Here is a 19,431-nt window from a genome sequence, read left to right on the forward strand (position 1 = left end):
ATTATGAATGAAGCGAGGAAGAGCAGCGTGATTTATGGGATTGGCGTTGATATTGAGGAAATTGATCGGATTCGAGCGTTATCGGATCGGCAGCATTTTGTCACGAAGGTGCTGACACCGGCGGAAGTAGCGGTTTATGATGCTTTAGGTGAGAAGCGGGCAGCGGAGTTTTTAGCTGGTCGTTGGTCAGCCAAAGAAGCATACAGTAAAGCGCTAGGAACTGGCATCGGCAAAGCAGTTTCGTTTCAAGATGTTGAGATTTTAGATGATGCGACGGGCAAACCTGAACTCGTTCGGCACCCCTTTGAAGGTAAGGGGTTTATTTCCATTTCACATACCAGCCAACTCGTAATGACGCAAGTACTATTAGAAGGAAGTTCTGAAGAATGACGACAATTGGCACACACCGACCAACGCAACTGGTGATCGATCAAGCAGCAATTTACCACAACATCGCAACCGAGAAGGATCGGTTAGCGAAAGGAACCGACCTATTTATGGTGGTCAAAGCAAATGGTTATGGTCACGGCATTACTCAGGTGGCGACTACGGCTGTGAAGGCTGGAGCAACTGGATTTTGTGTTGCGATTTTGGATGAGGCATTGACGTTACGGGCAGCTGGTTTTAACCAGCCCATCTTAGTGCTAGGGATTACTGAACCCCAGTATGCGGGCTTGATGGCTCAAAAGCACATTTCAGCGACTGTGGGCTCGCAGGATTGGCTTGAAGCCGCAACCACGAGTATTGAGACCGTTTCACCGGACCAACCGTTAAACGTTCATTTAGGCCTTGATACAGGAATGGGGCGAATCGGGTTTCAGGAACCTGATGCGCTAGCGGCGGCAGTCACGGTGTTAACGGCATCGCCAGCCTTTAACTTTGAAGGTATCTTTACGCATTTTTCAAAGGCCGACTCAGCTGATACGGCGTACTTTGAGAAACAAATCAGCCGCTGGCAGGCCTTCATGGCAGTCCTGCCAGAGCGACCACGGTACGTTCACGTGTCGAACTCAGCAACTAGTTTGTGGCATGATGCTTGCAACGGTAATATGATTCGATTCGGGGTTGCGGGATATGGACTAAACCCATCGGGAACCGAATTGACGGCGCCGTTTGAATTGCAACCGGCGATGCGTCTAGAAACCAAAATCGTGTTTGTGAAGCAGTTGAAGGCGGGTAACTCGGTCAGCTATGGGGCAACTTACACTGCTCAACAGGATGAATGGGTTGCGACCCTGCCAATCGGCTATGCTGATGGATATGAACGGCGGTTACAAGGCTTTCACGTGCTTGTTGATGGCCACTTCTGTGAGATTATTGGCCGCATTTGTATGGATCAAATGATGGTTCGACTACCACACGAGTACCCAACTGGGACGATGGTTACTTTAGTCGGGAACGACCATGGCGCTACCATTACGTTACAGGACGTTGCGGATTATTGCGGCACCATTCATTATGAGCTTGCCTGTGGATTTACAACTCGGGTACCGCGAGTTTATTTAAATTAATTATAGTAAGATAAAATTAGTGTCAATTTAAAACCGGTCAGTGGGTGTTACCACTGGCCGGTTTTTCATGTCGATTAATGGTTGGTGTCAACTTTTCAGCGTGGGCTGCTGATGATTTGAAATGAGTGCTGATTGCTGGTAGTTAGTGAGAGTTAACCACAGTTTTGTGTGAGGGCGTGGGAGATCATTAGGGAACTGATTGCGTAATCAATCCTAACTATACCAATCACAGTTTCTGGTTGAGTGTCCGCTAAGTGGCTACTCAACGGCATTAAAGTATGTTAAAATAACACTCATGAGTAACGGATTAATTAGGGGTTTATCATGAGACACTATATCGTACAAAAAATGTCATTTAAACAGCACGCACTCCATTCACGAGATTCGTATGGCCAGATTCGACTACTTGTAGCCACATCTCACCAAACGGGCATCGAACTGACGCCTAGTAATGTGATGATGACAACGTCTTTGGTAACGGGCTATCAAGCGATGAGCGACCTTAATGAAGAAATTGTTCAAGAGTATCTGCCATGTGAAGATGAAGTTGCACAACTCTATTTAGAGCAGTAGTGCGGACGTGGTGTAAGGGGATGAGAGAGATGGCAATAGATGAGATTAAACGCGGGGACATTTTTTACGCGGACCTGTCACCGGTGATTGGCTCTGAGCAGGGTGGTGTCAGACCGGTGTTGATCGTTCAAAACAACATTGGGAACCACTACAGTCCAACCGTGATTGTTGCGGCAATCACGGCGCGAATCTCGAAGCCTAAGATGCCGACCCACGTGGGGATCAAGGCGCATCATACCGGAATCGAGAAGGATTCGGTGATTTTATTAGAACAGATTCGAACCATTGATAAACAACGGTTAAAGGATCACGTGGCTCATCTGGATGACGCTACCATGATTCAAGTTGACCATGCGTTAGAGGTCAGCATCGGGTTAGGTAGTAAGAAAACGGATTATAAAAAGCGTAAACGCGCGTAGATGTACATAGAAAAAGTAATGAGTTAAGTACGTTAGGATAAACCATTGTAGCGGCATTAAAAAGCGTCGTTGAGTTCTCAAGTCGAGAAATCAACGACGCTTTTTGGGTTAACTTCGTGTTACCTAACCCTCTTTTTTGAGGTCTTCAATTTCGGCCACCCGGAACTCTTTACGTTCTAGAGCGTGGACGATGCGATCTAGTTTATCCGCGTCAACTTCAGCGGGTAATGTGAACATGATCCGGTGAACCATTTCGCCCTCTTCAGCATCGAGGCTGATGACACTGGCGATATTAGTGTATTTGGTAATAATCTTCGCAACTCCTGCTAAATCGCCACGGTTGCCGGATGAGACAACCGTTAAAACGTAGGAGCCAATATTGACGTTCCAAGATTGAGACAGCATATCCATCAAGCGGGTATGGGTCAAGATGCCATAGAACTTGTTGTTGGCGTCCAAAACAGCGATATAGGGGAGGTCCTTGATTGAGAAGAAGACGTTAAAGAACGCGGCATTAACTGAGATGAACTTAGTGGCGTTCTTCAGTAAAGTCGTTACTGGGAGGTGCATGTCACCACCGCGAGATTTGTGGCGGTAAATGTGCATCTTGTAGATGTTCCCGCGGAAAATCGTTCCGGTTTCATCTAGGATCGGCACACAACGGTAACCGGAATCTTCCAGGACCTTAAGGGCTTCTTCAAGGGTCACGTTTTCTTGGACCGTGATCAGGCGCTCTTTGGGTTTGATCAAGGATTTCAACAACATAGGGTGTAACCTCCTAATAATTAGAACTCTCTAATAAACTATCAATATCATAACACAAAACGGGGGACGATTCAGCGATAGTCGTGCAATTGTGGTCCGTTTTTCAGGTGGCATTAACGAAGAAGGGCGTCACACAGCCGGTGAGACGATAAAAAAATACCCGCGCTTAACGCGAAAGGTTAATGGCGCGGGTATTAAAGCTTGGTTAGTAGATCACCACGGGAGTCTTCAATGGGACGGTAGCGTAAACCTTACTCATCACGGAAGGTGGCGTGTTGACACAACCGTGAGAACCATGAGTGAGGTACCAGTTACCGCCATAGCGTGGCTGCCAAGGCGAGTCGTGGATCCCAACACCGGTATCATCAACCGGCATCCAGTAGCTCACGGGTGAGGCGTAGTTCGAGCCGTCATCATTTTGACCACGTAACGTTGCGTTACGCTGCTTGCTCCAAACCACGTAAACGCCAGAAGGGGTGGTCCCCTTCACTGGTTTACCGGTGACGACGGCAGTTGAGATAACAAGCTTACCATGCTTGTAGATCCACATGTGTTGGTGGGCCTTAGAAACTTCAACGTAGGTGTTACCGATATCCGTTCCGTTAGCGTGGTAGCCGGTTCCTTGAATCACCGGTGTTCGAGTCGTTGATTTACCTGCTAACACGATCTTAGCGAGCTTAGGTGTTTCGGATGCGACTTTGATGCTCCAGCCATACAAACCGGCTGGAACGGTAACGGTGCTGCCACCAGTGGTTTTGAAGTGGCGGGCGTGGTGAACCGTTCCGTACTTGTAACTAAGTTTGGTCAAATACTTCAAGATTTGAGGTTGTGAAACAGACACGTTGCCGTTAGTCGTCGTCAACCAGCTCGCAATGGTATCACTAGGAATCTGAACGGTATGACGAGCCAAGTGATAAGTAATGGTGTTTTTCGATAAGGTCGTTGCCTTAGTCTTCGCTGCTTTCAGTTTCGGACTATTCGCTAAAACGGTCGGCTTCACGTAGGCCTGTTTCAAATTGATTTGGGTTTTATCTTGGCGAACCGCAGCTGATAAAGCGGCTGCGACACTGGCTTGGGTGACCTCAGTCCCGTAAGTCGGTGCCTTGATTTGGAACTTGTGTTGCTGATAGACCAGCGTTGCGTTTACCGTTTTTGTACGGTTGGTGCCGGCCGATGCCACGACTTGAGACGCGAGTCGGTTAAGTTGCGTTTGATCGATTGCTTGCTTACTGAGCGACTGATCACTGGCTGCCGCCGTTGTGAGGTGCATGGGCCAAGCAAAAGCGTTTTGCTTGGCTAATAATTGCTGTAACGTTGCAGTAGAATAAGCTTTAACTCCGGCTTCTTTGGAGGTAAAGGTCGTGAGCGTTCGTTGATGCTCACTAATGGTGTAGCGTTGGTTAGAAAGTTTGTTGCGCAGCGTTTGGGCAGCTTGGGCCGCCGTTTGACCACCAACGTGCACGCCGGCAATCTCAGTATCACTCAAAAAGTGACTTTGAAAGTGGGTGGCACGCCAAACGTAACCAAGGCCAAACGCCAGAATAATGGTAGCACTAGCGGCGATCCACCGCTTTTTATGTGTCATGAATAGTTCCTCCTTGTTCGGCTTAGTCTAAGGGTACAGCAAAGCGCGGGGGCAATCAACACTTAGACATATAGTTAGGTAAGTTCGGTTAGATTGTTACAAAATCTGGCAATGAGGGACTTGTGAAGTGTTTTTAATGAGAATTAGATGAGCAAATTACCGGTTTATCAACCGATTAGGCGATACTTAGTGAAAAAATTCTCGAATTTGAGTCGTTCTGCTAGCGACTGCTTTAACATTCATGATACAATGTCTCATGTTACAACAACACATTAATAGAAGAGGTGGAGTACATTGTCTAAGAACCATCAAAAAGTTGTTCTCGTGGGCGACGGGGCCGTTGGCTCAGCTTACGCATTCTCATTAATGCACCAAAATTTAGCTGAAGAATTAGTCATTGTTGACGTTATTAAAGAACGTACGGAAGGGGACGCCCTTGATTTAGAGGACGCCCAAGCATTTACCTCACCAAAGCGTGTTTACGCTGGTGACTACAGTGATGCTAAGGACGCAGATTTAGTTGTAATCACTGCTGGTGCGCCACAAAAGCCAGGCGAAACGCGTTTGGACTTGGTTAACAAGAACCTGAAGATCTTGTCATCGATCGTTAAACCAATCGTTGACTCTGGATTCGATGGCATCTTCTTGTTAGCGGCTAACCCAGTTGACATTTTAACTTATGCGACTTGGAAATTCTCAGGATTCCCAAAGAACAAGGTTATCGGTTCAGGGACTTCACTGGATACTTCTCGTTTACGGGTTGCGTTGGGTAAGAAGCTTGAACTTGACCCACGGAGCATTGAAGCTTACATCTTGGGCGAACACGGCGATACTGAATTCGCTGCCTACGATGAAGCAACGATTGGCTCAAAGTCATTATTAGAGATTGCCGCTGATAAGGGCATCACTAAGGAAGACTTATTACAAATTGAAGATGAAACTCGGAACAAAGCTTACGAAATCATCAACCGCAAGGGCGCCACTTACTACGGTGTTGCCACTTCATTGATGCGCATCACGCGGGCAATTTTACGTGATGAAAACGCCGTGCTTCCTGTTGGCGCAGCCTTAGATGGCGAATATGGCTTGGACGATGTCTTCATCGGTACCCCAGCCATCATCAACGCTAGCGGTCTTGCCGGCGTTGTCGAAATCAACTTAAGCGACGATGAAAAAGCTAAGATGGCTGCTTCAGCAGAAACTTTGAAGCAAGTTACCAAGGACGGCTTAGCTGCCTTAGATGCAGAAGCTTAATTCGCGTTATTAATTAAACGGAGTCAATCAACCTGTGTGGTTGGTTGGCTTTTTTTATCACGCTTGTGTCCAGTGTAAGCATCATTGATGTGAGTTTGTGAAATGTGATTTTTGTGAACTGTCGATTCCAGTAAGCGGCTAGGTTCCTGCTATGGGGCCGGCCTGAGCCAAAGGGCGGTCTCAGTCCTCGAATTGAAGCCACGCCAAAAATCATGCGAGTCTTCAATTCGTCCCCGATAATTGGCAGTTGTTGGAAGATCATCAACAACCACCAATTATCGCGACATAGCATCCACCTAGCCGCTTACCGAAATCTTACGTTGGCGCAATTCGGCACTATTGTAGACCATCTCAAGTGCTTAACTGGACGTCATGCTACAGTATGACAGCGATTGACGTTAACTCGGTAAAAAGCACAATCAGTCAGTAGTTGTCGTTTCCGTGATGAACAAGTCTAGCCTGAACATTGATTTAACTCGTTTGAACGTACTGCTGACCCGATGTCGTAACGTTGCTGTTCAATACTTACTGAGATGCTTGGAATTGTCATCGTACGACAGTTTAAGCCCTTCATGATAAATTTTCGAGTGCGGTAATCGATGCCGAAAGCCCGCAAACAAGAGGTCGGTCAGAAAATTGGACTCAGCCGTGAAATTTCACTTAGCTGGTGAACTTCCAGCTTAGTGAAAGGCCGAATTCTGAGACGTGTTTTTCCGGCTCAGAATCGTGCCCACGGCGTTCCAGCCCAAATTTTCTGACCGACCGGTTGTGCCCACAATATCACCCATGATTAACGCGCCAACGACGCCAAGTTTCATAAACAGCGGATACTGTTGCTGGACACAAACGACAATATCTCTAAAAAATGAGTTAAACGAAGTAACAAGTACGCTAACTTGCCGTTATTCCGGGCATATGCTATAATTTCTGGGTTAAAATGAGTTCGTAAGAATTTGTAACGCTGAACGATATGGCCTATCGTTCAGCTATTTTGCATGGTTAAATAAAGATAATTGAAGAACGCGATAAGGAGAATTTAATTCCGATGAAGATGATTGTTGGACTTGGCAATATTGGCCCCCAATACCACGAGACGAGACACAATACCGGGTTTATGGTGCTTGAACAGTTCGCTGAACAGGCGGGACTGGCTTTTACTACCCGGAAAATGGAAGCAAAATTAGCGAGCGGCATGATCAATGGTGAGAAGGTACTGTTGGTTGAACCCACCACGTTTATGAATGAGTCTGGACGGGCGGTTGGTGCTTTGATGCATTTCTATAAGTTAGACGTCAAGGACCTGATCGTCATTCAAGATGATATGGACATGACGATTGGTCGCATTCGGTTACGTGCGAAGGGCTCAGCTGGTGGCCATAACGGCATCAAGAGCATCATTTCAGCCCTTGGCACCAGCGAGTTTGACCGGATAAAGGTGGGCATTGCGCACCCCGATAAGAGTAAGGTCGTGAACTACGTGCTTGGCAAATTCACAGCTGATCAGCGCGCAGATTTCAATCAGGCAGCTGACCACGCTGTCGCAGCCTTAAACGATTGGCTCGACGGCGTTGCAATGCCAGAGTTAATGAACCGGTACAATTAGACAAGTTAAGTTGGAGAGGAGGGGGATCACGTGGAATTAACAACGTTTTTAGCACAGATGCCACAGTATAGTCAATTAGTAGCTGATTTTGACCAGCAGGGCCGTCAACTTGTGACGGGAATCGCCGGGTCAGCGCGAACGATGTTGATTGAAACGCTGTTAAAGCGGGAACAACGACCAATCGTTTTTGTGACCGATACGATTTATCATGCGGACCAATTGACGGATGAGTTGAGCAGTGTGCTGGATGAGCAACAACTATTTGAATTTCCAGTCGAAGAGCTATTGGCAGCCGAGTTAGCAACCAGTTCGCCAGAGTTTATGGCGCAACGCTTACAGGCGTTAAATGCCTTGCGGCGGCAGCAACCAGCCGTCATCGTCACATCGGTTTCCGGGTTGCGGCGGCAATTACCAGATCCAGAAACGTTCGATAATGCACGGTTTACGTTAACACCCGGTGGCGAAGTTGACCTAGAAAAGATGGCTGCACGCTTGCAGCGGATGGGCTATCATCGTCAAAAATTAGTTGATGCACCAGGGGACTTTGCGATTCGGGGGTCCATTATTGATATTTATCCGTTGGATACGGACTATCCGGTTCGGGTCGACTTATTTGATACAGAGATCGATTCGTTACGCTACTTTGATGCTAGCAATCAGCGGAGCGTTGAAAACATCGAATCCGTCACGATTTTACCAGTGACGGATATGCTAATGACGCCGGAGCACCGTGAACAAGCAGCTACTGAGTTACAAAAGGTACTGGGCAAGGAACAACGGCAATTAGGTGATGAAGCGGCTGACCAACTTGGTAACTTCATCACACCACTGATCGAAGCCCTCCAAAAAGGGGACGTTTCGGCAGAACTGCGGTTATTTGCGAACAACTTCTTTGGTAAGACCCAATTGTTAGATTACTTAGCACCCAATGGTCTGGTGATGTTGGACGATTACCCACGGTTACGAGATACTGGCAAGCAACTTGAGCTGGATGAGGCGAACTGGGCAGTGGATAAGCTGGCAACGCGTCAGATTTTTAGCCAGCAAAAGTTCGGCTTACACTTCCAAGATGTGCTCAAACGCGATAAGCACGCCTCGATTTACTTTGCGCTCTTCCAAAAGGGCATGGGTAACATGCGTTTTGATCAACTCCTCGATATTCCAACGCGAAGCATGCAGCAGTTCTTTGGTCAAATGCCATTGCTTAAGCAGGAGATTAATCGCTGGCAAACGACTCAGCAAACCGTTGTCATGATGATTGCGGATGAGGAACGCTTGAACAAGGTGTCATCGACCCTGATGGATTTTGATATCAGCGCCGTCATGACGAAGGCCGCGGATATTCAACCTGGCGTGGTTCAAATTGTCCCAGGACGGAGCCAGACTGGGTTTGAATTACCAGATGCGAAGTTGGTCGTGATCACTGAAGCTGAAATGTTTAAACAGGTCACCAAGCACCACCGTCGCCGGCAGACATTGGCCAACGCGGAACGCTTGAAGAGTTACACTGACTTGAAACCCGGTGATTATGTTGTGCATGTTAATCACGGGATCGGGCGGTTTGAAGGCATGCAGACGCTGGAAGTGGATGGGGTCCATCAAGATTACATGTCCATTGCCTACCAGAGTGATGCGAAGTTATTCATTCCCGTTAGTCAGTTAAACCTGATTCAAAAATACGTTTCTTCAGAGGATAAACGGCCAAAAATTAATAAACTTGGTGGCTCGGATTGGGCCAAGACCAAGAAAAAGGTTGCCGCTAAGATTGAAGATATTGCGGATGAGTTGATTGAACTCTATGCAAAGCGTGATTCTGAACGGGGATACGCCTTCCCGCCAGATGATGCCTACCAGCAACAGTTTGATAATGATTTCCCGTACTCCGAAACACCAGATCAGTTGCGGAGCATCGATGAAATTAAGCACGACATGCAAAAGGAAAAGCCGATGGATCGTCTGTTAGTCGGTGATGTGGGCTATGGGAAGACCGAAGTGGCGTTGCGAGCAGCCTTTAAGGCGATCGAAGCGGGCAAGCAGGTGGCCTTTTTGGTGCCAACGACGATTCTTGCACAACAACACTTTGATACCATGACTAACCGGTTTGAAGGGTATCCGGTTAAAGTGGCGATCTTGTCACGGTTCCAGACCACGAAGCAGGTGAATGAAATTATCGCCGGGCTCGCAGACGGTAGCGTTGACGTGGTTGTCGGGACGCACCGGTTGCTGTCAAAGGATATTAAATTCAAGGATCTTGGCCTGTTACTCGTCGATGAGGAACAGCGGTTTGGGGTGAAGCATAAGGAACGGCTCAAGCAATTGAAGTCGCAAGTTGACGTGCTCACGTTGACGGCAACACCGATTCCACGAACCCTGCACATGTCAATGTTGGGGGTTCGTGATCTTTCCGTTATCGAAACGCCACCAGCTAACCGGTTCCCCATTCAAACGTACGTGATGGAACAAAACGCCGGCGCTATTCAGGACGGCATTCGTCGAGAAATGCAGCGTGGTGGCCAAGTCTTCTTCCTGCATAACCGGGTGGACGACATTGAAGAAACGGTGAGTCAAATCAAGGCGCTGGTGCCGGACGCAGAAGTCGGCTACATTCATGGGCAGATGACCGAAAATCAACTTGAAGGGATCCTTTATGATTTCATTCGGGGCGACTATGACGTACTGGTCACGACCACGATTATTGAAACCGGGATCGATATACCAAACGTCAACACACTGTTTGTGGAAAATGCCGATCACATGGGCTTATCGCAACTGTATCAACTCCGGGGCCGAATCGGTCGGAGTAACCGGGTTGCCTATGCCTACTTCATGTATCAGCCAAACAAGGTGTTAACGGAAGTCAGCGAAAAACGGCTTGAAGCCATCAAGGATTTCACGGAGTTGGGGTCCGGCTTTAAGATTGCGATGCGGGATCTATCGATTCGAGGTGCTGGTAACCTGTTAGGTAAGCAGCAGCACGGGTTTATTGATTCCGTGGGGTATGATTTATACTCCCAGATGTTGGCAGACTCTGTGGCTAAGAAGCAGGGTAAGCAGACCACGCCGAAGACGGATGCTACCGTCGAACTTGGTATGGAAGCTTACTTACCAGCGACCTATATTGATGATCAACAGCAAAAGATTGAAATGTATAAGCGAATTCGACAGATTGAAGGGCCAGAAGACGTCACCGAGATTCAAAATGATTTGATTGACCGGTTTGGCGAATATCCAGCAGAAGTCACGAATTTACTGGCGGTCAGTCAGGTTAAGATTCAAGCGGATGCGGCCTTAATTGAAAAGTTACATCGCAATAAGGATCAAATCGTTGTGACGTTATCTGATCAAGGAACGGTACAGTTCAGCGGTGAGGACGTCTTTAAGGCGTTAGCTAAGACCAAGCTCCGGGCAACTGTCGGCATGGCCGGCGAACGGATGGTCGTGAAACTCGTCATTCAACCGAAGATGACGCAACCGGTTTGGTTGGCTGAACTGTCCCAATTTGTCGTCGCGTTAGGTGAACTCGTTGGGCAACAACCAGTGGGCTAAGGTGACAGTATGAAAAGAAAAACGATGAAGACAATGATGCAGGGGGCAATTTTGTTGTCCGTTGCCTCGTTGATCGCTAAGATTTTGAGTGCGGTGTACCGCGTGCCGTTTCAAAATATGGTTGGGAATACTGGGTTTTATGTTTACCAGCAAATTTACCCAATTTATGGCATTGGGATGACCTTCGCGTTAAGTGGCCTGCCAATGTTTATCTCAAAATTAGTGGCGGAATCGGGTACGCAAGCAGAGAAACTCAGCTTGTTGTCCCGGGTACTCGTTTTGATGATGGGCTTTTCACTGATCCTGTTTGCAGGATTACAGCTTTTTGCACTTCAAATTGCGGTGGCGATGGGCGATCCTAGGTTGGCAATCATTATCCGCTCGGTGAGTTGGATGTTTTTATTATCACCGTTTCTGGCGGTCAGCCGGGGATATTTTCAAGGTGAATATGATATGCGACCTTCGGCAACCTCGCAGCTCGTTGAACAACTTGTTCGGGTGACGGTGATTTTAACCGTCGCCTACTGGGCAATGCGTCATCAATGGGACGTGTACCGAATGGGCGCTTGGGCGATGAGCAGTGCTGCGATCGCTGCGGTTTTTGCGAGCGCAGTGATGGTGTGGTACGTGCGACAGGCGCAGGTCAATTTCTGGCAACCAGCGTTACAACCGGCGAAAATTAGCTATTCAGACCTAGCGAAACGCCTGTTGATCGAAGGGGGAACCATTAGTCTCTTCGCGTCAATGATGGTGCTTTTGCAACTGATTGATTCCTTTACCGTGAAGCGGGGATTGGTGGGCTATGGGCTCACTGATTTAGCGGCTAAGTCCGTTAAGGGGATCTATGACCGTGGCCAACCGTTAGTTCAATTGGGATTGGTCGTGGCGACGGCCTTTGCCTCATCGCTGTTACCCTCGTTGACAGAAGCATTAAATCAACGTAAGTGGCGTCAGTTTGTGCGGCAGGCCGGCAGTGTGATTCGGATGAGCCTAGTTATTGCCAGTGCAGCGGCGGCCGGTTTAATTGCTTTGATGCCGGAAGTGAACCGGTTACTGTTCGGTGATGCAACTGGTTCCGGTACGCTGTCGATTTACGTATTAAGTATCATCTTTGCCACGTTGATTACGATTTATAATAGTATCTTACAGAGCCTGAACCGGTTTACCACGACCCTAGTTGGTCTGGGGATCGGCTTAGCAGTGAAGGTGATTTTTAACCAACGCAGCGTCGTTTCGATGGGTGCCGTTGGGGCGAGTTGGACCACGGTGATTGCGTTAGCGGCCATGACCATTTTTCTGATGCAGCAGCTAAAGGAATTTGACTTTGCTGCTTTTCGAAACGGCTTACTTCGAAAATTGGTGGGTGTCTGCGTCGTGATGATCGTTGGACTACGGTTGCTCATGGACATTTTGCAAGGCATGATGTTACAAGCCGGGGTATCACCCCGTGGTTCAGCGTTTCTTCTCACGATCATCGGTGTCGCAGCGGGCGTTTGGCTCTTTTTGAAGCTCGCGCTTAAAACGCACCTGCTTGCACTTCGCGAGTGGTTAATGTTACCGTTAGCAAGTCGATGGCTTCGCTGGTTACGGGTCAAGTGAGGTGCCATAAGTTATTAACATACTGGAGGAAACAACATGCGATTAGATAAATTTTTAAAAGTTTCGCGAATTATCAAGCGGCGGACAGTCGCAAAGGAAATTGCCGACAAGGGCCGGATTACCATTAACGGTCGGGCAGCCAAGTCGTCAACTGACGTCATGCCAAATGATGAATTGGTGATCAAGTTTGGGAACAAGACGCTGACGGTTCAAGTTTTACAGCTGTTGGAAACCACTAAGAAGCAGGATGCTGAAAACATGTACAAGATCGTGAGCGAGGAGTATGCGAAGGATTTTCGCGAAGAGTTGTAAGTGTGTGCGACAAAGCTCGTTCGTGTTCTGGAACCTGAGTTTTAGCGGATTGTAAATAATGAAAATGCGGTGATTACCTTTTGGGTGATTGTCGTATTTTTTTTGTATGATTTGGCGACAAATTTTCGGCTCTGAAGAGGATGATGTACTGTTGGGTTCCTGACCAATTCAGGTTTGGTCTATGGTGGTACTTTCTGGCCACCGCGCCGAAACGCGAGTGGCAAAACTGAGTGTTACGCATAAGGGCGCCCCATCCTAAGGCCGATGCCGCGTATGTTGTGCAACTTGGCGACTGGTTTTCGGCTCTGAGGAGGATGGTTCGGGGTTGGGTTCCTGAGCAATTCAGGTTTAGTTGATGGTGACGCTTTTTGGCCACCGCGCCGAAACGCGAGAAACCAAACTGAGTGTTACGCATAAGGGACGACCACCCTAAGACCGATAGCCCACGGTCTTAGGGTGGTCGTCCCTTATGCACCACACTCAACCCGTTTGGTTTCTCGCTCTGCTCTATTACAATTCTGTAACGTTTCCTGAATCCGTTTTAAAGCCCGTAGACAAGGGCTCAACTAGTTGCTATACTTCAAGGTAAAGACAATTCGGGGGGCCGTTAAGATGGCGCAGCGCAGTAAGATAACTCGGCTTGAGAATGCTTATACGAAGCAGATTCAAGCCCAACAGCATCAGAACAAGTCGATTTTGACCAAACAGCGTAAAAAGCGTGCTGCAGTCATCATAGGGGCCTTTCTTTTGGTTTGCTTAGTTTTGAGTACTGAAATCGTGCATGCAAAATTAAGCTTGGGTCAGACCCAGACTGAAATTGTCGGTCGTCAACAAAAGCTGAAGACGACTAAGGCGACTAATCAAAAATTGCAAGAGCACGTTAAACTGCTTAACAATAAAACGTACCTAGAGAATCTGATTCGCTCTAAGTACTATTACTCAAAATCGGGTGAGACGATTTACAGTCTACCAAGTGATAAAGCGAGTGACGTGACTGCGAAGTAAGTGCGTTATCAAAATACTTGTTATTCAGGTGAGTGACAGTTAGAATGGGTGGCGAATCAGTCATCGCGTGCAACCAAGAGGCTCACTCAAGGGCGGAGAATTCGGCTGGTTGAAGTTAAACCAACGGGGTTCTCCGCTTCTCTGCATGGTGTTAAATGGTGATTGCGCGTTGGCTAGTCATCTCGTAGTCATGATAGTTTGATTAAAATTTCATGGGATTGGCCCACTAGCTTTTTTGAGAAGTGTGCTATACTATTAATACATATTTTAAGGAGGAAATTCTTGTTTATGGCAATCGAGGTTGGAGCAAAAGTTGCTGGTAAAGTATCAGGCATCACAAATTTTGGTGCGTTCATCGACTTAGGCGAACATAAGACTGGGTTAGTTCACATCAGTGAAGTTTCAGATGGTTTTGTAAAGGATATTCACGACGTATTAAGTATCGGCGATCAGGTGACCGTCAAGGTGTTGTCGATTGGCGACGATGGCAAGATCGCGTTATCTATCCGCAAGGCATCGGATCATCCTGCTGAACATCAGGAACGCCCACATCACTCGCGGGAACACCACGAAGGGGGTAACGATAACCATCATGGTAACAATGGTGGCGGTCGTAACACCCATTATCGGAGCAATAACAACGGTGGTGGTCGTCCGCGGAATAACAACCACGCTTCAGCAAACCATAAGGAGAGTTTTGACGATTTAATGTCCGGTTTCTTAAAGGATAGCGAAGATCGCTTAGCTACCCTTAAACGGAATACTGAAGGTAAGCGTGGCGGTCGTGGCGGTCGTCGAAGTTAGTTTGACGCCGACATGGCAAAAACGTTATAAAATAACGATGGGATATCAGTGTCCCAATTGAATGAAAACTCCGGGTGATTGGCTTGCTGATCATCCGGAGTTTTTTTGAATGAGATGAATTTTGAAAGAAAGAGAGGACTTAGGATGCTATCACAGACGGTCGAACAAGTTGTCCGGCAACTGGGTGGGTTTGAACCTTCAGACACAGTTGTGGTTGCAGTATCGACGGGCGTGGACTCAATGGTCTTGTTAACGCTGTTGCAGCGACTTCCCGTTACTCATCGGCCTAAACTGATCGTTGCGCACGTGGATCATCAATTGCGTCAGCAGAGTCAAGTCGAGCGACAGTTTATCACAACGTATTGCCAGCAACACGGGTTAACGCTAGAAGTTGCAGTTTGGCCGTTAGCGGCGCATCCAGAAACTGGAATCGAAGCCGCTGCCCGCGAGTTTCGGTATGCGTTTTTTGAACGGGTCATGAAGCAGACGCACGCAACGACCTTAGTGACGGCTCATCATGCAAATGATCAGGCAGAAACGGTGCTCATGAAACTGATTCGGGGCGGTGATTTAACCCAGTTGGTCGGGATTCGAACTGAGCAGCCGTTTGGGTCGGGGCGGTTAGTACGCCCGCTATTGCGAATTGATAAGGCAACGCTATTGGCCTACGCTCAAACCAATCACCTGACCTGGTATGAGGATGCGACCAATCAAGCGGATGACGTGCTACGTAATCGAATCCGCCATCAGGTCTTACCAGACTTACAACGCGAAAATCCAGCCTTGCTCGCGCACGTGCAATCATATGCAGATCAATTGCAGCAGTTACTGACCATTGGGCATGAGCGTGTGGGTCAGCTTTTAAATCAAGTGTTGATTGACGCAACGACGGGGCGACTGTCGGTATTTTTAACCTTGACCGATACTCAGCAGGCGGCGCTATTGACTGCGTGGTTTAAACAGCGTGGATTGGCAGTAACCAACGCCTATGTGAAAATGGCACAACAACTGCTGACTAATTCGGTTAAGCCACAGGGTGAAGTTGATTTACACAGTGGCATCAAGCTGATCAAACGCTACCAGACATTTTCACTGCTAGAAGCCACAAAACTTGCCGAAAATCCGCAATCTGATAGGCGAATTGTGTTAATATTTAATCAGTGGGTTCAGTTTACTCCCCAAATGGCTTTAAAGCTTAGTCATCGTCGTTTTGAATCTGAGCAATCAGCGACTGAAATGGCGTTGGCACTTCAACCAGATGACTTTCCCTTAACGGTTCGTCAAGCTCGGTCACATGACCAGATTCGGTTAACTTCTGGCGGTCATAAAACGGTTCGCCGAATTTTGATCGATCACAAGTTAACCGTTGAAGAACGGCAACATCAGTGGGTCGTGACGACGGCAAGTGGAGAAGTGCTTTGGTTGATCGGCATTCAGCGAAGTGCCCGGCCAGCGTCATTAGGTGAGCGAAACTATGAGCTCCAACTACGATATAGTTGAGACTAAAGGAGAATATTGATGAACAACGACATCGAGCGTGTTTTATACAGCCAAGACGATATCAAGGCAGCTTGCGAGCGGTTAGGCGCGGAGATTACGCGGGATTACGCGGGCAAGCGGCCATTGGTGATCGGCGTGTTGAAGGGCGTTGTGTTTTTTATGACGGATTTGATGCGGGAACTGGACTTCTTGACGGATATGGATTTCATTGACGTTTCTAGTTACCATGGTGGCACTGAATCATCTGGTGAAGTGACGTTGGTGCAAGACTTGAGCACTGACATCGAAGGCCGGGATGTCCTTTTGGTAGAAGATATTTTGGACAGTGGCCGAACATTAGTTTACTTGCAAGAGTTATTATCAGCTCGCAAACCCAAGTCACTGAAGATCGTTACGTTGTTGGATAAGCCTGAAGGTCATCAGATGGCAGCTCACGTTGATTACGTTGGTTTCAAGGTGCCAAATGAATTTTTGGTTGGCTACGGACTCGACTATAACGAGTACTACCGAAACCTGCCATATGTCGGTGTTTTAAAACCCGAAGTTTATGCGAATAAATAATTAGTCAAATAAGGTCAAATGTGATAATATGATTTCTATCAAGCGAGGAATTGTCCTCAGTTTCGTTCCTGATATTAATGGGAACCGTGGGTAAGGAGGCACTAAATGAACAATCGAAGAAATGGACTTTTTCGAAATAGTCTTTTCTACATTGTGATCTTCTTGTTGATCATGGGTGTTGTTTACTTCTTTCAAGGAAACAACTCAAACTCACAATCCCAGGAAATTCAATCCAGTGAGTTCGTTCAACAATTAAAGTCGAACAAGATCAAGAAGTTCTCCGTTCAACCTTCCGGTGGCGTTTATAAAGTTACCGGTGAGTATCGGAATGCTCAAAAGACGAAGACGTCATCTGGCTTTACGCTTGGTGGTAACACCAGCTCTAAAGTCACTGGTTTCACAACTGCCGTGTTGCAAAACAACTCGTCAGTTCAAGAAATTACGCGTTATGCACGGGATCATAACGTGAAGATGAATACGAAGCCTGAGGAATCCAGTGGTTTCTGGATCAACCTGTTGGTTTACGTACTCCCACTGATCGCGTTCATTTTCTTCTTCTACATGATGATGGGCCAAGCCGGCCAAGGTGGCGGCAATGGCAAGGTGATGAACTTTGGTAAGTCCAAAGCGAAGCCAACTGACAGCAAAGAGAACAAGATTCGTTTCTCTGACGTTGCCGGTGAAGAAGAAGAAAAACAAGAACTGGTCGAAGTTGTTGAGTTCTTGAAGGATCCACGTAAATTCGTGTCCTTGGGCGCCCGGATTCCATCCGGGGTACTGCTCGAGGGGCCTCCAGGTACTGGTAAAACGTTGCTGGCCAAGGCCGTTGCTGGTGAAGCTGGTGTACCGTTCTACTCCATTTCTGGTTCTGACTTCGTTGAAATGTTCGTTGGGGTCGGCGCTAGCCGGGTCCGTGATCTGTTCGACCAAGCCAAGAAAAACGCCCCATCGATCATCTTTATTGATGAAATTGATGCCGTTGGTCGCCAACGTGGCGCCGGCATGGGCGGTGGTCACGATGAACGTGAACAAACCTTGAACCAATTGCTGGTTGAAATGGACGGGTTTACGGGTAACGAAGGGGTCATCGTCATGGCCGCTACTAACCGTTCCGATGTCTTGGATCCAGCGTTGCTTCGTCCAGGTCGTTTCGACCGGAAGATTCTGGTTGGTCGGCCTGATGTTAACGGTCGTGAAGCTATCTTGAAGGTTCACGCTCGTAACAAGCCACTTGCTGGTGACGTTGATTTGAAGGAAATCGCTAAGCAAACCCCAGGTTTTGTTGGGGCGGACCTAGAGAACCTGCTGAACGAAGGGGCGTTATTAGCCGCCCGACGGAATAAGACGCAAATCGATGCTTCTGATATTGATGAAGCTGAAGATCGTGTTATTGCCGGACCAGCCAAACGTAACCGCGTTATCAGTAAGAAGGAACGCGAAACCGTTGCTTACCACGAAGCGGGTCATACAATCGTTGGGTTAGTGCTTAACGATGCCCGGGTCGTTCATAAAGTAACGATCGTACCACGGGGCCGTGCTGGCGGTTACGCCATCATGTTGCCACGTGAAGATCAAATGTTGATGAGTAAGAAGGACGCCATGGAACAAATGGCCGGCTTGATGGGTGGTCGGACCGCCGAAGAGATTATCTTCGACTCCGAATCATCCGGTGCTTCTAATGACTTTGAACAAGCAACGCAAATTGCGCGTTCAATGGTTACCCAATACGGGATGAGCAAGAAGGTCGGCACCGTGGCACTTGAAAGTGCTGGTAGTCAGCCATTCGCTGGTGCTGGTTATGGTCAAGGCCCAGCCTACTCACAAGAGACCGCTGCGACGATTGACGAAGAAGTTCGTCGTTTGATCAACGAAGCCCACGAAACGGCTCACAAGATCATTTCCGAACACCGGGAACAACACAAGATTATTGCTGAAGCCTTACTGAAGTACGAAACCTTGGATGAAAAGCAAATCATCAGTCTGTACGAGACGGGTGAGATGCCAAACGCCGGTCAATCATCGGAATTCCCGAGTGAAAAAGCCGCCACGTTTGAAGAATCTAAGCGTGAACTTGAACGCCGTGAAGCTGAACGTCAACAATCAAAGAGTGAATCAGATGCGCCGGCTGAAGAATCAACTTCAACAACCGAAACACCTGACAACACTGATTCATCAGCAACGGATAAGTCGGATAACGACCATCCAGATGATGAAGCTTAATCCGTAATAGAGAAAGGTCGCGAGTTAGAGCTCGCGGCCTTTTTTGTCGTATAAAGGCACTTTGCTGTTCAGTTTGTGAAGTGCGGTGATTTGCTTTAACTGTCGATTCCGGTAGCCGGCCAGGTTCCTGCTGTGGGGCCGGCCTGAGCCAAAGGGCGGTCTCAGTCCTCGAAT

Annotated in this window: 16 protein-coding genes; 14 read left to right on the top strand and 2 right to left on the bottom strand. The window is 47.8% G+C overall.

What is annotated here, in order from left to right:
- Positions 1-27: 27 nt before the first annotated feature.
- The 4 genes from acpS (at position 28) to ACYVR3_RS12885 (ending at position 2,503) form a co-directional block, all read left to right on the top strand.
- Positions 28-390, top strand: a complete 363-nt coding sequence (gene acpS / locus ACYVR3_RS12870) for a holo-ACP synthase (RefSeq protein WP_054737085.1) — start codon at positions 28-30, stop codon at positions 388-390.
- The gene (gene alr, locus ACYVR3_RS12875; protein ID WP_461244577.1) at positions 387-1,511 is read left to right on the top strand and encodes an alanine racemase; all 1,125 of its coding nucleotides are present in this window, start codon (positions 387-389) and stop codon (positions 1,509-1,511) included. Before acpS ends, alr begins: the two co-directional genes overlap by 4 nt.
- Positions 1,512-1,835: 324 nt before the next feature.
- Positions 1,836-2,084 (top strand): hypothetical protein, encoded by a 249-nt coding sequence (locus tag ACYVR3_RS12880; protein ID WP_054737086.1) that lies wholly within the window; start codon positions 1,836-1,838, stop codon positions 2,082-2,084.
- A gap of 29 nt (positions 2,085-2,113) precedes the next feature.
- On the top strand, positions 2,114-2,503 hold the full coding sequence (locus ACYVR3_RS12885) for a type II toxin-antitoxin system PemK/MazF family toxin (protein WP_057152045.1): 390 nt from the start codon (positions 2,114-2,116) through the stop codon (positions 2,501-2,503).
- Positions 2,504-2,626: 123 nt separating this feature from the next.
- On the opposite strand, the gene cbpA is transcribed toward ACYVR3_RS12885, so the two are convergent.
- Positions 2,627-3,268, bottom strand: coding sequence for a cyclic di-AMP binding protein CbpA (gene cbpA / locus ACYVR3_RS12890; protein WP_461244578.1), 642 nt, complete (start codon positions 3,266-3,268; stop codon positions 2,627-2,629).
- 205 nt (positions 3,269-3,473) lie between these two features.
- Positions 3,474-4,853 (bottom strand): L,D-transpeptidase family protein, encoded by a 1,380-nt coding sequence (locus ACYVR3_RS12895; RefSeq protein ID WP_461244579.1) that lies wholly within the window; start codon positions 4,851-4,853, stop codon positions 3,474-3,476.
- 294 nt (positions 4,854-5,147) lie between these two features.
- On the opposite strand from ACYVR3_RS12895, the gene ACYVR3_RS12900 reads away from it, so the two are divergent.
- The 10 genes from ACYVR3_RS12900 to ftsH all read left to right on the top strand — a co-directional run bounded on the left by ACYVR3_RS12900 (position 5,148) and on the right by ftsH (position 19,257).
- Positions 5,148-6,107 (top strand): L-lactate dehydrogenase, encoded by a 960-nt coding sequence (locus tag ACYVR3_RS12900; RefSeq protein ID WP_461244580.1) that lies wholly within the window; start codon positions 5,148-5,150, stop codon positions 6,105-6,107.
- 1,045 nt (positions 6,108-7,152) lie between these two features.
- Entirely contained in the window at positions 7,153-7,710 is a 558-nt protein-coding gene (gene pth, locus ACYVR3_RS12905) for an aminoacyl-tRNA hydrolase (protein WP_054737317.1), read from the top strand.
- A 30-nt stretch (positions 7,711-7,740) separates the two neighbouring features.
- A complete protein-coding gene (gene mfd / locus ACYVR3_RS12910) occupies positions 7,741-11,256 on the top strand; it encodes a transcription-repair coupling factor (RefSeq protein WP_461244581.1) in 3,516 nt (1,171 codons plus the stop codon).
- A gap of 9 nt (positions 11,257-11,265) precedes the next feature.
- Positions 11,266-12,855 (top strand): putative polysaccharide biosynthesis protein, encoded by a 1,590-nt coding sequence (locus ACYVR3_RS12915; RefSeq protein WP_461244582.1) that lies wholly within the window; start codon positions 11,266-11,268, stop codon positions 12,853-12,855.
- A gap of 36 nt (positions 12,856-12,891) precedes the next feature.
- A complete protein-coding gene (locus ACYVR3_RS12920) occupies positions 12,892-13,167 on the top strand; it encodes an RNA-binding S4 domain-containing protein (RefSeq protein ID WP_054737315.1) in 276 nt (91 codons plus the stop codon).
- Positions 13,168-13,779: 612 nt separating this feature from the next.
- Positions 13,780-14,172, top strand: a complete 393-nt coding sequence (locus ACYVR3_RS12925) for an FtsB family cell division protein (protein WP_461244583.1) — start codon at positions 13,780-13,782, stop codon at positions 14,170-14,172.
- 288 nt (positions 14,173-14,460) lie between these two features.
- Entirely contained in the window at positions 14,461-14,976 is a 516-nt protein-coding gene (locus tag ACYVR3_RS12930; protein WP_054737313.1) for a S1 domain-containing RNA-binding protein, read from the top strand.
- A 144-nt stretch (positions 14,977-15,120) separates the two neighbouring features.
- On the top strand, positions 15,121-16,476 hold the full coding sequence (tilS, locus tag ACYVR3_RS12935; RefSeq protein WP_461244584.1) for a tRNA lysidine(34) synthetase TilS: 1,356 nt from the start codon (positions 15,121-15,123) through the stop codon (positions 16,474-16,476).
- Between the two features lie 18 nt (positions 16,477-16,494).
- A complete protein-coding gene (gene hpt / locus ACYVR3_RS12940) occupies positions 16,495-17,037 on the top strand; it encodes a hypoxanthine phosphoribosyltransferase (RefSeq protein ID WP_054737310.1) in 543 nt (180 codons plus the stop codon).
- A gap of 105 nt (positions 17,038-17,142) precedes the next feature.
- Complete coding sequence (ftsH, locus tag ACYVR3_RS12945; protein ID WP_054737309.1) at positions 17,143-19,257, top strand: ATP-dependent zinc metalloprotease FtsH; 2,115 nt, start codon at positions 17,143-17,145, stop codon at positions 19,255-19,257.
- Positions 19,258-19,431: the final 174 nt, after the last annotated feature.

The sequence above is a fragment of the Secundilactobacillus muriivasis genome, assembly GCF_054785195.1.

Excerpts from the sequence above, each read along its gene's own strand:
- alr (WP_461244577.1), top strand. The coding sequence starts at position 387 with ATGACGACAATTGGCACACACCGACCAACGCAACTGGTGATCGATCAA.
- ACYVR3_RS12880 (WP_054737086.1), top strand. The coding sequence starts at position 1,836 with ATGAGACACTATATCGTACAAAAAATGTCATTTAAACAGCACGCACTC.
- ACYVR3_RS12885 (WP_057152045.1), top strand. The coding sequence starts at position 2,114 with ATGGCAATAGATGAGATTAAACGCGGGGACATTTTTTACGCGGACCTG.
- cbpA (WP_461244578.1), bottom strand. The coding sequence starts at position 3,268 with ATGTTGTTGAAATCCTTGATCAAACCCAAAGAGCGCCTGATCACGGTC.
- ACYVR3_RS12895 (WP_461244579.1), bottom strand. The coding sequence starts at position 4,853 with ATGACACATAAAAAGCGGTGGATCGCCGCTAGTGCTACCATTATTCTG.
- pth (WP_054737317.1), top strand. The coding sequence starts at position 7,153 with ATGAAGATGATTGTTGGACTTGGCAATATTGGCCCCCAATACCACGAG.
- ACYVR3_RS12915 (WP_461244582.1), top strand. The coding sequence starts at position 11,266 with ATGAAAAGAAAAACGATGAAGACAATGATGCAGGGGGCAATTTTGTTG.
- ACYVR3_RS12920 (WP_054737315.1), top strand. The coding sequence starts at position 12,892 with ATGCGATTAGATAAATTTTTAAAAGTTTCGCGAATTATCAAGCGGCGG.
- ACYVR3_RS12925 (WP_461244583.1), top strand. The coding sequence starts at position 13,780 with ATGGCGCAGCGCAGTAAGATAACTCGGCTTGAGAATGCTTATACGAAG.
- ACYVR3_RS12930 (WP_054737313.1), top strand. The coding sequence starts at position 14,461 with ATGGCAATCGAGGTTGGAGCAAAAGTTGCTGGTAAAGTATCAGGCATC.
- tilS (WP_461244584.1), top strand. The coding sequence starts at position 15,121 with ATGCTATCACAGACGGTCGAACAAGTTGTCCGGCAACTGGGTGGGTTT.
- hpt (WP_054737310.1), top strand. The coding sequence starts at position 16,495 with ATGAACAACGACATCGAGCGTGTTTTATACAGCCAAGACGATATCAAG.
- ftsH (WP_054737309.1), top strand. The coding sequence starts at position 17,143 with ATGAACAATCGAAGAAATGGACTTTTTCGAAATAGTCTTTTCTACATT.